This is a genomic window from Burkholderia sp. BCC1993 (genome assembly GCF_905339865.1).
GTDB lineage: Bacteria > Pseudomonadota > Gammaproteobacteria > Burkholderiales > Burkholderiaceae > Burkholderia.
This window is the reverse complement of record NZ_CAJPGZ010000027.1, coordinates 18020-31101: the sequence shown is the minus strand read 5'-3', so window position 1 is coordinate 31101 and position 13082 is coordinate 18020. Positions and strand designations below refer to the sequence as shown.

At 68.7% G+C, this 13082-nt stretch carries 9 protein-coding genes; 6 read left to right on the top strand and 3 right to left on the bottom strand.

Annotated elements, in window-relative coordinates; all coding sequences use genetic code 11:
- Positions 1–156: 156 nt before the first annotated feature.
- Positions 157–2616, top strand: coding sequence for a DUF3772 domain-containing protein (locus U4Y91_RS33960; RefSeq protein ID WP_321808729.1), 2460 nt, complete (start codon positions 157–159; stop codon positions 2614–2616).
- A gap of 142 nt (positions 2617–2758) precedes the next feature.
- Here the strand turns inward: U4Y91_RS33960 and U4Y91_RS33955 are convergent, their stop codons facing one another.
- Positions 2759–4270 (bottom strand): aldehyde dehydrogenase family protein, encoded by a 1512-nt coding sequence (locus U4Y91_RS33955; RefSeq protein WP_321803353.1) that lies wholly within the window; start codon positions 4268–4270, stop codon positions 2759–2761.
- Positions 4271–4912: 642 nt separating this feature from the next.
- Between U4Y91_RS33955 and U4Y91_RS33950 the strand changes: the two genes are divergently transcribed.
- From U4Y91_RS33950 to U4Y91_RS33940, 3 genes are all read left to right on the top strand, one after another.
- Positions 4913–6493: an amino acid permease gene (locus tag U4Y91_RS33950; RefSeq protein WP_415750526.1), complete on the top strand. Its 1581-nt coding sequence runs from the start codon at positions 4913–4915 to the stop codon at positions 6491–6493.
- Between the two features lie 135 nt (positions 6494–6628).
- On the top strand, positions 6629–7897 hold the full coding sequence (locus U4Y91_RS33945; RefSeq protein ID WP_321808728.1) for an FAD-binding oxidoreductase: 1269 nt from the start codon (positions 6629–6631) through the stop codon (positions 7895–7897).
- A gap of 115 nt (positions 7898–8012) precedes the next feature.
- The gene (locus tag U4Y91_RS33940) at positions 8013–8687 is read left to right on the top strand and encodes a TetR family transcriptional regulator (protein ID WP_321808727.1); all 675 of its coding nucleotides are present in this window, start codon (positions 8013–8015) and stop codon (positions 8685–8687) included.
- Between the two features lie 131 nt (positions 8688–8818).
- Here U4Y91_RS33940 and U4Y91_RS33935 read toward each other — a convergent pair whose 3' ends face one another.
- A complete protein-coding gene (locus tag U4Y91_RS33935; protein ID WP_321808726.1) occupies positions 8819–10642 on the bottom strand; it encodes a phospholipase D-like domain-containing protein in 1824 nt (607 codons plus the stop codon).
- 104 nt (positions 10643–10746) lie between these two features.
- Positions 10747–11505 (bottom strand): DeoR/GlpR family DNA-binding transcription regulator, encoded by a 759-nt coding sequence (locus U4Y91_RS33930; protein ID WP_098551096.1) that lies wholly within the window; start codon positions 11503–11505, stop codon positions 10747–10749.
- Between the two features lie 205 nt (positions 11506–11710).
- Between U4Y91_RS33930 and U4Y91_RS33925 the strand changes: the two genes are divergently transcribed.
- A complete protein-coding gene (locus U4Y91_RS33925) occupies positions 11711–11896 on the top strand; it encodes a hypothetical protein (RefSeq protein WP_006752380.1) in 186 nt (61 codons plus the stop codon).
- A 252-nt stretch (positions 11897–12148) separates the two neighbouring features.
- A complete protein-coding gene (locus U4Y91_RS33920) occupies positions 12149–13018 on the top strand; it encodes a DMT family transporter (protein ID WP_124488688.1) in 870 nt (289 codons plus the stop codon).
- The last annotated feature ends 64 nt before the right edge of the window (positions 13019–13082 follow it).

Here is a 13082-nt window from a genome sequence, read left to right as displayed (position 1 = left end):
CGTCGCGCGCCCGCGCCGGCACCGCGAGACACGACAGGCAACGTGCGCGATCGGCAGCACCGCCGCCGCCACGCCCCGGTAACATGCTACCGGGCCAACTCCCGGCTTCCGGACGCCTTTCGGCGCCCGGCATTGTCGGCAAAACGTAAGTATTCCATGTTCATACAACGACTCTCCACGTACGCACGCCGGATCGCGCTGTTCGCACTGCTGCAGTTCGCGGCGATCGCGACTGCGTCGGCGTTTCCGACGGCTGCGTCCGCACCGGGCGCGAGCGGTGTCGGCGTCCCCGTGCCGACCATTTCGCTGAACGACGCGGTTGCGCGGCTCAAGCAGATGCAGGTGCAACAGGACCGCATCAAGCAGCAGACGTCGAACGCGACCAACAGCAAGGAGCTCGACGAGCTCGGCGACGCGACCCAGGAACTGAGCGCCGACGTCGACAAGCTGCAGAGCCAGCTCGCGCCGCAGCGAACACAAGTCCAGGCGCAGCTCGACGTGCTCGGCCCGCCGCCGGCCCCGGGCGCATCGCCCGAAACGCCTGCCGTCGAACAGCAGCGGGAGACGCTGAACGCGCGCAAGGCGCAGATCGACGCGGCGCTGAAACAGGCTGCCGACCAGAAGACCAACCTCGCGAACCTGAACGACCAGTTCGCGAAACTGCACCGCAGCCTGCTGAGGAACCAGCTCGCGTTCCGTTCGGGCAGCATCTTCGGCGCGCAGTTCTGGCTGCCGCTGTTCCACCTGTCGCCGGACGACGTCCAGCGGCTCGAGGACTTCAACGACGAACTGCGCGACATGCTGCGCTCGTCATGGACACGCGGCCAGCGCGCCATCACCACGCTGCTGCTGATCGCCGCGCTCGCTGCGTGGCTCGGCGGCCGCCGCATCGTCGAACGCGGGCTCGCGTGGTTCTGCCTGAACCGCCTGCCGCCCACCCGGCTGCGCCGCAGCGCGCTGGCGCTGGCGACGGCGTTCTCGACGCTGCTCGCGACCGCGGTCGCCGTCCAGATCCTCTATCTCGCGCTCGCCCGCCACTCCGAACTCACGTCCTCGATGACCGATCTGTGGGACCAGTTCGCGAAGCTCGCCGTGACCTGCGCGCTGATCGCCGGCCTTGGCCGCGCGCTGCTCTGCACTAAGCATCCGTCATGGCGGCTGCCGGCGCTCGCCGATCCCGTCGCGCTCGCGATGAAGCCGTTCCCCGGCGTGCTGGCCGCGCTGCTGCTGATGTCCGGCACGCTCGAATCGATCAACCGGATTGTCGATACCAGCCTGTCCGTCACGCTGTTCGGCCGCGGCATCGTCTCGCTCGTCGTCGCGCTGACCGTCGGCGCGTCGATCCTGCGCGCGAATCGCGTCCGCACCGCGCTGGCGGCATCCGGCGAGGCGCCCGAGGAACGCTCGACGCTCGCCGGGCTGATTCACGCCGGCGTCACGCTGGCGATCGTCGTGTCGCTGGTCGCGCTGCTGATCGGCTACATCACGGTCGCGCGCTTCATCACGTACGAGCTCGTGTGGTTCGAGATCGTGCTGTGCAGCGTCTATATCCTGATCCAGCTGACGCGCGACGCGAGCGAAAGCCTGTTCTCCGCGAACCTGTCGACCGGCAAGCAGATCAAGCACCTGTTCGCGCTCGACGACCGGCATCTCGACCAGGCCCACACCGTCGTGTCCGGCCTCGGCACGAGCCTGCTGATGCTGGTCGCGGCGATCGCGCTGCTGACGGGCGGCTTCGGCACGACGCCGAGCGACCTGCTCGACAGCGCGATCGCGATGATCGGCGGCCAGCGGCTGCAGAGCCTGAACATCATGCCCGACCGGATCCTGAACGCGGTGATCGGGTTCGCGATCGGCTTCTACCTGCTGCGCTCGGTGCGCCGCTGGCTCGACGGCGAGTTCATGCCGGCACTCGGCATGGACACGGGGATGCGCGTGTCGCTGATCACGCTGTTCACCAACGTCGGCTACGTGCTGCTCGTGCTGATGACGCTGGGCCTCCTCGGCGTCAGGTGGAGCAACCTCGCCTGGATCGTCAGCGCGCTGTCGGTCGGTATCGGTTTCGGCCTGCAGGAGATCGTGAAGAACTTCGTGTCGGGGCTGATCCTGCTGACCGAGCGGCCGGTGAAGGTGGGCGACATGGTCAGCATCGCGGGCGTCGAAGGCGACATCCGCCGCATCAACGTGCGCGCGACCGAGATCCAGCTCAGCGACCGCTCGACCGTGATCGTGCCGAACTCGCAGCTGATCTCGCAGAACGTGCGCAACGTGACGATGGGCAACAGCACGCAGGGCGTCGCGACGCTGATGCTGACGTTCCCGCTGAACACCGACCCCGAGCAGGTGCGCGACCTGCTGCTCGACGCGTACAGCGAGCACCCGGCGATTCTCGACAAGCCGGCGCCGTCGGTCACGTTCAGCCAGCTCGCGCCGGACGGGATCACGCTGAGCGTCACGGGCTACGTGGCGAGCCCGCGGATCGCCAGCTCGACGAAGAGCGACCTGCTGTTCGAGATCCTGAAGCAGTTGCGGGCGGCGCAGATCACGCTGTCGACGCCGCAGATGCTGGTGGTGCAGAACATGCCGGCAAGCGACGCTTCCGCCCCGCACGAGTAAGCGATCGAGCGGGTATGCGCCGATCGGGCGTCGCCGCGCACGCATCGCCGAAAGCGACAAGGGCCGGTTGCCGCTTTCGCGGCAACCGGCCCTTTTCATTCGATCGATTCGACCGTCGCGACGCCCTCCCGGACGCGCTCCGTCAGACGTCGAACTTCACGCCCTGCGCCAACGGCAGCTGACGGCTGTAGTTGATCGTGTTCGTTGCACGGCGCATATACGCCTTCCACGCATCCGAACCCGACTCGCGGCCGCCGCCCGTTTCCTTCTCGCCGCCGAACGCGCCGCCGATTTCCGCGCCGCTCGTGCCGATGTTCACGTTGACGATCCCGCAGTCGCTGCCCGCTGCCGACATGAACTGCTCGGCCTCGCGCATGTCGTTCGTGAAGATCGCCGACGACAGGCCTTGCGGCACCGCGTTGTGCAGTTCGATCGCATCGTCGAAGTTGTCGTAGACCATCACGTAGAGAATCGGCGCGAACGTCTCGCGCTCGACCACGGCCGATTGCTTCGGCATCCGAACGATGGCCGGGCGCACGTAGTACGCATCCGCGTGACCGACGTCGACGCGCTCGCCGCCCTTCACCTCGCCGCCCTGCTCGCGTGCGTCGCCCAGCGCCTTCTGCATCGCATCGAACGACGCGCGATCGACCAGCGGGCCGACCAGCGTGCCTTCTTCAAGCGGGTTGCCGACCTTCACCGACGTGTAGGCCTTCTCGATGCGCGGCAGCAATTGCTCGACCAGGCTGCGATGCACGATCAGGCGGCGCAGCGTCGTGCAGCGCTGGCCGGCCGTGCCGACCGCCGCGAACGTGACTGCACGCACGACGAGATCCAGATCCGCGCTCGGCGCGACGATCATCCCGTTGTTGCCGCCGAGTTCGAGGATGCCGCGTGCAAGGCGCTGGCTCAGCACCTTCGCGACTTCCTGGCCCATCCGCACGCTGCCCGTCGCGCTGACGACCGGCACCTTCTTCGACGCCGTCAGCACCTCGCCGACATCGCGCATGCCGAGCACCAGCTGGCTCAGCTCCGCCGGCGCGACACCCGGATGCGTCTTGTCGAATTCGCGGATCGCCTTCTGGAGCAGCACGTGGCACGCGATCGCGGTGAGCGGCGTCTTCTCGGACGGCTTCCACACGACCGAATCGCCGCACACGAACGCCAGCGCCGCGTTCCACGCCCACACCGCAACCGGGAAGTTGAACGCCGAGATCACGCCGCACACGCCGATCGGGTGCCACGTTTCCATCATCCGGTGGCCCGGGCGCTCGGACGCGATCGTCAGGCCGTAAAGCTGGCGCGACAGGCCGACCGCGAAATCGCAGATGTCGATCATTTCCTGCACTTCGCCAAGGCCTTCGGACGTGATCTTGCCGGCCTCGAGCGTGACGAGGCGGCCGAGCTCGGCCTTGTGCTCGCGCAGCACGTTGCCGAACACGCGCACGAGTTCGCCGCGCACCGGCGCCGGCACCGTGCGCCACTTGAGGAATGCGTCGTGCGCGGCGTCGATCTTGCGCTCGGCGTCGGCGGGCGAGTCGACCGCCAGCGTCGCGAGCGTCGCGCCGTCGAGCGGCGAACGCGCGGTCAGCGCATTGCCTTTCCACTGGGCGAGATCGATGTCGAGCGCAGCAAGAATGTCGTTGAATTGCATCACTTCCTCTTCAGGGACAGATTGATCGGTGCGGCGGCGACGCCGCCCGCGTGATTCGATTGGAGCGCGTTCGCGCGCCCTGTGCAAGCGGATGCGCAGCTCGGCAGGCCCGGTGCGCCGCACGGCGCATCGCGCGGCGCCGCCGCCGGAAACCCGGCCGGGCGGCGCGCCCCCACCTCGCGAGGCACGATCCATGAGACACATTGTCGATGGCCACAAGTCCGGCCGCTATTGATATTAACTCACGACTTCATTCCCAAAACGCAACAACCCAGCGGGACGAATCCGCCCGTTTCGGCACCGGCATGGGACGTATCCAAGGCCGATGGCCGGGCCGCCGCGGCGGTTTCGATGCGCGGCAAGTTGATGACAAAGTTGCATCACCCTGTGCGGAAATATCGTTTGCCGCGGCTGTGGCCGGCACCGACAATCGGGGCGGCGTCGAGGTGCACCGCACCCGGCGCGCCGACGGCCGCCCAACGGCGGCCGGACGACAGACGAAGGCAACACGCGTCGCGGCCCGGCGGCCCCGGTCGATCCGGACCAGACCTGCGAAGCAGTGCCGCTGCCCGGCCGGCGGCCGGCAACGCGCCGCCCTTCGTAGCCAAAAAACAATCCCGGAGACAGCGCCCAGCACCCGCCATGCATTCAGATGCCCGCCCCGACTCGCCCCGTCCGTCCGGCTCGCCGCCCGCGCAGCCGTCCCTCCACCGCAGCCTGCAGGCGCGCCATCTGCGAATGATCGCGATCGGCGGCTCGATCGGCACGGGACTGTTCGTCGCGTCCGGCGCGTCGATCTCGCAGGCCGGCCCCGGCGGCGCGATGCTCGCGTACATGCTGATCGGCCTGATGGTCTACTTCCTGATGACGAGCCTCGGCGAAATGGCCGCGTTCATGCCGGTGTCGGGCTCGTTCGCGACCTACGGCGCGAAATTCGTCGACGAAGGCTTCGGCTTCGCACTCGGCTGGAACTACTGGTACAGCTGGGCCGTGACGCTCGCGGTGGAACTCGTCGCCGCGCAGCTCGTGATGCACTACTGGTTCCCGCACGTGCCGGGGGTCTGGTGGAGCGCGATCTTCCTCACGTTGATCTTCGCGCTCAACGCGCTGTCGGTGCGCGGCTTCGGTGAAGCCGAATACTGGTTCGCGCTGATCAAGGTCGTCACCGTGGTCGCGTTCGTCGGCGTCGGCCTGCTGATGATCTTCGGGATCATGCAGGGCGGCCCGAGCGCGGGCTGGGGCAACTTCACGATCGGCGACGCGCCGTTCGCGGGCGGCTGGGCCACGATGCTCGGCGTCGCGATGATCGCGGGCTTCTCGTTCCAGGGCACCGAAATGATCGGCGTCGCGGCCGGCGAATCGGAGAACCCGCGCACGACGATCCCGCGCGCGGTCAGCCAGATCTTCTGGCGCATCCTGCTGTTCTACGTGTTCGCGATCTTCGTGATCGGCGTGCTGATTCCGTATACCGACCCGAGCCTGCTGAAGAGCGACGTGACCGACGTCGGCGTGAGCCCGTTTACGCTCGTGTTCCGCCACGCGGGCCTCGCGTTCGCGGCCGGCGTGATGAACGCGGTGATCCTGACGGCCGTGCTGTCGGCCGGCAACTCGGGCATGTACGCGTCGACGCGGATGCTCTACAACCTCGCGGTCGAGGGCCGCGCGCCGAAGCTGTTCGCGAAGCTGTCGCCGGGCGGCGTGCCGCGCAACGCGCTGTACGCGACGACCGCCGTCGGCGCGCTGTGCTTCCTCACGTCGTTGTATGGCGATAAAACCGTCTACCTGTGGCTGCTGAACACGTCGGGCATGGCCGGCTTCATCACCTGGCTCGGCATCGCGGTCAGCCACTACCGGTTCCGCAAGGGCTTCCTGAAGCAAGGCTACCGGCTCGACCAGCTGCCGTACCGGTCGAAGTGGTTTCCGTTCGGCCCGCTGTTCGCGTTCGCGTTGTGCGCAGTCGTCGCGCTCGGCCAGGACTACCAAGCGTTCCTCGCCGACAAGATCGACTGGGCCGGCATCGCCGCGACCTACATCGGCCTGCCGTTCTTCCTCGCGATCTGGCTCGGCTACGCGCTGGTGCGCAAATGCCGCCTCGTCCGCTACGAGGACATGGAGATCGCGCCGTGGATCGAGCGCAACGCGGCGCCCGACGCCACGGTCAAGACCGACGCCGGCTATCCGGCCTACGTCGCCGCTCCGGTCAACCCGACGCCGGGCGCGTGATGCCCGGTCGCGCACCGGCCGCCGCCCGACCGCGGCGGCCGGTGCGCTGAACACCCCATTCGACGCGGCGCGCGTGTTCAGGCAAGATCGACGCGCGCCGTCCGTTTTTCCGTCGTCACGAGTCATCGAAAACGCATGCAGAACTTCTACGAAGCCACCGTTACCCGCCAGCCCTACCCGCAACTGACCGGCACCATCGACACGCAGGTCTGCATCGTCGGCGGCGGCCTCGCCGGCCTGTGCACGGCGCTCGGCCTCGTCGAGCGCGGCGTGCGGGATGTCGTCGTGCTCGACGGCGAACGGGTCGGCTTCGGCGCGTCCGGCCGCAACGGCGGCTTCGTGTTCGGCGGCTACAGCCTCGACAACGCGGACCTGCTGCGCACGCTCGGCCGCGACGAAGGCCGCCGCCTCTACCGGCTCACCGTCGATGCGGTCGACCTGATCCGCGCGCGGATTGCCCGCTACGGCATCGACTGCGACATCGTCGACGAGGGCGTGATGCTCGCGAACTGGTTCGACGATCCGTCGCGGCTCGACGGCGTGCGCACGCTGATGAAGCAGGAATTCGACGTCGACTGGGAACCGGTCGCGACCGACGCGCTGCGCGCGCGGCTGAAGACGCAGCGCTATTACGGCGGCCTGTTCGAGCCGAACGCGTTCCACTTCCATCCGCTCAAGTACGTGCTCGGCGTCGCGGCGGCCGCCTCGCGCGGCGGCGCACGCGTGTACGAACGCTCGGCCGCGCTCGGCATCGCGCGCGAGGGCGCCGGCTACGTCGTGCGCACGGCGCAGGGCACGGTGCGCGCGAAGGACGTCGTGTTCGCCGGCGGCGGCTATGCGCGCGGCGTGTCGCCGCGCATCGAACGCGCAGTGCTGCCGATCGCGACCTACGTGATCGCGACCGAGCCGCTCGGCACGCGGCTGCCGGACGCGATCGACGCGCCTTACGCGATCTACGACACGCGTTTCGCGTTCGACTACTACCGGCCGCTGAAGGACACGCGGATTCTGTGGGGCGGCCGGATCTCGGTGCTCGACCGCGGCCCCGACGCGATCGCGCGGCTGCTGCGACGCGACCTGCTGCGCGTGTATCCGCAACTCGACGGCGTGAAGGTCGAGTACGCATGGGGCGGGCTGATGAGCTACGCGCGGCACAAGATGCCGCAGATCGGCCGCGACGCGGACGGCATGTGGCACGCGATCGCATTCGGCGGTCACGGGATGGCGCCCACCACCGTCGCCGGCGAAGCGCTCGCCGCCGCGCTGGCCGGGGAACAGCCCGTACCGGAAGGCTTCGCCGCGTTCGGGCTCACGCGCACGTTCGGGCTCGCCGGCCTCGCGGCCGCGCAGCTCACGTACACCGCGTACCAGGCCCGCGACGCGCTCGCGTCGTGCCGGCGCTGAGCGGCGACAGCCGCCGAAACCGCGCGGCCGATTAGAGCAGAAGGTCGGCCGGGCGGCGATTTCCCGCATGCTAGAATGATTTCTTCATGCCGCCGCGAACCCACAACAAAGTCACATGAAAGCTGGAAGCAAGGCCGCCACGTCCGAAAGCCGCGCGCTTGCGACCGATGCGCGGCGCAAATACGATCCCGAGCAAACCAAGCGCAACATCCTCGACGTCGCCACGCAGGAATTTTCCGCGATGGGCCTCGCCGGCGCGCGCGTCGACGCGATCGCCGAGCGTACCAACACGACGAAGCGGATGCTCTACTACTACTTCGAAAGCAAGGAAGGCCTGTACGAGGCCGTGCTGGAGAAGGTGTACGGCGACATCCGCGCGCTCGAGCAGGAACTGCACGTCGGCGACATGGAGCCGCGCGAAGGCATGCGCCGGCTCGTCGAATTCACGTTCGACTATCACGACAAGCATCGCGACTTCGTCCGCCTCGTGTCGATCGAGAACATCCACGGTGCGAAATATCTCGAACAGCTGAAGTCGTTCAAGAACCGCAACGTCAGCATCATCAAGACGCTCGAGGAACTGCTCGAGCGCGGCGCAACGAGCGGCGCGTTCCGCAAGGACATCGACGCGTTCGACCTGCACCTGCTGATCAGCTCGTTCTGCTTCCACCGTGTGTCGAACCGCTATACGTTCGGTGCCGCGTTCGGCCGCGATCCGTCGGCGCCGCGGCTGCGCGCGCGGCATCGCGAGACGATCGCCGACTCCGTGCTGCGCTACGTCGCCGCGTAAGCGCACCGCGCGGTTTCATCTGCAGGCCGGCGGCGAGCGCTGAACCCGCCGCCCGCCCCCCCTCCCGACCGACACCACGACGCGTGCAACCGGCATCAGCCGGATTCACGCGGCGCGTCCCTTCAAGCCGCTCAGGCCGCCTCAGGCCGAACGTCCGCCTCACGCCAGTCCGTCGGCGCCGACGCCAATGCGATCCGCGCCTTCTCTTCCGGGCTTCCCGCCACGTAATACTTCCTCGCCCAGCTCGAATCCGGCGCGAGCGCGAGGTGCCGATACGCACCGGCGCCCTGCCGTTGCGACTCGATCGACAGCGCCCGTGCGCGGTAGTGCTCGTAGAGCCGCAGGAATTCCGCGAGATAGATCGCCGCGATCCGCGCGTCGCGAATCTCCAGCAGGTTCTCGTCGTTGTACTGCTCGGAATTGCGGCTCATGTTCGCCGAACCCGTGTAGACGATCGGGTTCGCGCCTTCCGCATCGATCACGATGAACTTGTGGTGGATCACGACCGGCGGATAGGCCGGCGCCGGCTCGCCCGGAAAGAGGCGCAGTTCCGGCTCGAAACCCTGCGGCGCCGTCGCCGGTGAAAAATACGCGGCATCGATCACGTCGCGATGATCGCGCCGGCGATGGTAAAGCTCGAGGTTCGCGAGCGTCGCCGCATCGAGCGGCTGGCCGTCGTGCTGCGCAGCATCGGCCTGCGTCGCGCTGCCGGCGTTGATGCGGTTCATCAGGCCGAACATCATCAGGCCGCGGTCGCCGGCGGCAAAGCATGCGTCGCGCAGTGCCGCGTCGGTCGGCATGAACAGGCAGAACGACACCGAATGCTGCGCGGCCGCGATCGCGGCGACGATCGTATCGATCTCGGTGCGCTGCCCCGCCGGCTCCGGCGAAAACGCGACGCGCACCTGCGCGCTGCCGATCGTCAGCGGCTCGGACCAGCCCGGCGACAACTTCGCCGTCTCCGCGATCGGCGGATTCGCGGCCAGCGCATGCGCACGCGCGTTGTACAGCGCGGCGAGCGCCGGCGAATCGAATGCGTGCAGCACGTTCGCCTGCTCCGTCAGCCCTTCGGTCGTGAAGTTCGCGGAACCGGTCAGCACGCGCGCCGGCGTCGGCGCAGTCGCCCCGTTCGCCGGTGCGTCGGTCACGATGAACTTGTCGTGCATGATGTGCGTCCGGTCGCGCGGCGCGCGCGTCGCGAGGCCCTGCAGCGCGTCGACGGCCGGCTGGTTCGGCGACGGCAGCGGCGGCTTGCCCTTGCGTGCGGTCACGTGCGCGTCGTAGACGATCGCGAGCGACGCTTCGCCGTGCTGCCGTCCGAACGCCTCGAATGCGGGCAACGCCCACAGCGTGTCCGTCAGGTGATAAACGGCCGAGACCGCGCGCGACGCGGGGTCGAGCATCTCCGCGAACACCTGTTCCATGTCGTTCGCGAGCCACGTGCGCAGCTTCAACGCCTGGTCCGCGCTCGGCGCCGCATGCGGCGCGAGACCCAGCGCCGCGACCTGCTTCGCGAACGCCTGCGAGCTGACCACCGCGCGATTGAACCACGTGCCGACGCCGTCCACGGTGTGCGCGGGCAGCACGACATCGCACACGCCGGCCTCCGCATCGAGCACCTGCAGGTTCTCCGGCGTGCCGATGACCGGATAGACGTCATAGCGGAACGACGCATCGCGATCCTGCGGATCGATGCGCGCGTCCCACCACATGAATTTCTGGATCGGCGCCTGGTCGGTCGGCGCGTCGCCCTGCGTGCCGGCGGCCGGGCCGTCGAACGTGAGCCGGTTCGGCAGCCAGCTGTCCGGCGCCCGCGTCTTGCCGTCGGCCGACCAGAAGCCCGGCGTGCGCCGGATCGCAAAGCCGAGGAAGTCGGTGCGCGAGGCGGCCTCGGGCCAGTCGAAGGCGAGGAGAACCAGGGTCGGGGAAAGATAGCTGCGTACGCTGACGGTCATTCTTTGCTCCTGCCGTGGCGGCCGGTCGAAAGGAATGAGTCAGTGTCGAAGGCGCATCTTCCCGTGCGATGACCGTTCGATGAACCTTGTATGTCGGAGCCGCGTCAGTCGCACACGAGCAGCTCGATGCCGCGTGCGGTCAGCGCGCGGCGCACGGCCTTGTCCGGCATGCGTTCGGTGACGAGATAGCGCGCGGCCGAGGTGCCGTTGATCCGCACCGGCGTCACGCGGCCGAACTTCGAATGATCGGCGACGATGATCGCCGTGCCGGCCGCCGCGATCATCCGGCTGCGCACTTCGGCGGCGAGCCGCGAGTAGTCGGTGCAGTCGCCGTCGGCCGTGATGCCGCCCGCGCCGACGAACGCGAAATCGACATGGTATTGCGCGAGCTGCTGGATCGTATCGAGCCCGAACGTCGCATCCTCGTCGTCGGACAGTTCGCCGCCGAGCAGCGTCACGCGATTGCCGTTGCGCCGCGCGAGCACAAACGCGGTGCGCCAGTCGTTCGTGTAGATCGACAGCCGGTGCCGGTCGGCCAGCGCGAGCGCGACCGCATGCGGCGTGCTGCCCGAGTCGATCAGCACCGAGGCGTCGTCGGGCACGAATTCGGCCGCGCGTCGCCCGATCGTGCGCTTCGCTTCGGCATTCGCCGCCTCACGCTCGGACAGGCTCGGCTCGCGGCGATCCGCCGCCAGCGCGCCGCCGTGTGTCATCACGAGCAGGCCGCGCGCCGCGAGCGCGTTCAGGTCCCGCCGTACCGTCTCGCGCGACACGTCGAGCGAGCGCACGAGCTCGGCGACCGACAGCGCGCCCGATCGTCCGAGCTCCGACAGAATGTATTGATGACGTTGTTCCGCCAGCATCGCAATGCGCCCGAGGCGACTGGTAATGGGTAGGCCGACCATTGTATTACGGCCGTTTGACCGCCATTTGACGGCGGCGCGTCCGGCCGCGGCCGCGTTTCACGAAAGCGAAATTCTGTATTGCCCGATGCGCGCGAATCGGCGTGGCAAGCGATTGCTACACTTTGCGTTTCGCCGAACGACAGACCATCAAGGGGCTTGCGTCATGTACCGCAAAGGCAGTGTGCTCGAAATCCAGTTTTCGCCGGAACGACTCAACGACGGGGCCGGCGATCCGTACTGGATCGACCTGACGCTCGACGAAGCCCGGCGGCTGTACGAACAGCTCGCCGCACGCTTCGCGACCGATGCGCGCGCGAACCAGCCGCTCGACACGTTTTCGCTCGACTGATCCCCGTTCCTCTGCGCGCGCCACGGCGCGCTTTCATGCAGCCGCGCCTTCGCCCGGACGGCCGCTAACCGGACGGCCGGCGTGCTGCCGCGCTCGTGGTGGATCACGCCCGCGGCCAACGTGCCGCGCACCGCTGCTGCATGCGTTCCGCACGCGCCACGCGCGACTGCAGAATCCGACAAGACGGCCGCACCGCTTCATCCGATACTGGCCGGCTCACGATTCGTCCGGCCGTATCGCGGCCCGCCACGCATGTTTACCTCGCTCGTCGCCGCGGCTTTCGTCGCGCTGTGGTCCACCGGCTTCATCGTCGCCCGGGCAATCAAGCCGTACGCCGACCCAAACCTGTTCCTGCTCGCGCGTTTCGCGGGCACGGCCGTGCTGTTCGGCGCGGTGGCGCTCGCCGCGCGCGCGCCGTGGCCGGCGCGCCGCGAATGGCCGCGCCACCTGATCGCGGGCGCGCTGCTGCAGGGCGTCTATCTCGGCGCCAGCTACTGGGCCGTCGCGCAAGGGCTGAACGCCGGCGTGATGGCGCTGCTCGGCGCACTGCAGCCGCTCGCCACCGCCGTGCTCGCGGTGCCGCTGTTCAACGAGCGGCTGCCCGCGCGCGGCTGGCTCGGGATGGCGCTCGGGCTCGCCGGCGTCGCGCTCGTCCTCGCACCGAAGGTCGCGGGCGGCGTCGCGCCGCCGGCGGGCGCCGCGCCCGCGTGGTTCGTCGTGACCGTGTCGATCCTGTCGGTCGGCTCGATCACCGCGGGCTCGCTGTACCAGAAGGGCAAGCTCGCGCAGAACGACCTGCGTACGGCCGTCGCCGTGCAGAACCTCGGCGCGGCGATCGTCGCGGCCGTCTTCGTCGTGCTGCTGCACGAAACGCGCTGGATCGGCGCACCGGCGCTGTGGATCTCGCTCGTGTGGGGCGTCGTGTTCCTGTCCGGCGGCGCGGTCACGATGCTGATGTGGATGCTGCGGCGGGGCAACGCCGCGCGCGCGACGTCGTTGCTGTTCCTCGCGCCGCCGCTCGCCGCGCTGCAGGGCTACCTGCTGTTCGGCGAAACGCTCGCGACCGTCCAGCTCGCCGGCTTCGCGCTCGCGCTGGCGGGCGTCGTGCTCGCGCGACGCTGACGCGGGCGAGCGCGCGGGTTCGTCACCGCGCCCCGCCACGCGCGGCGTCGCGCCGCCGACGGGC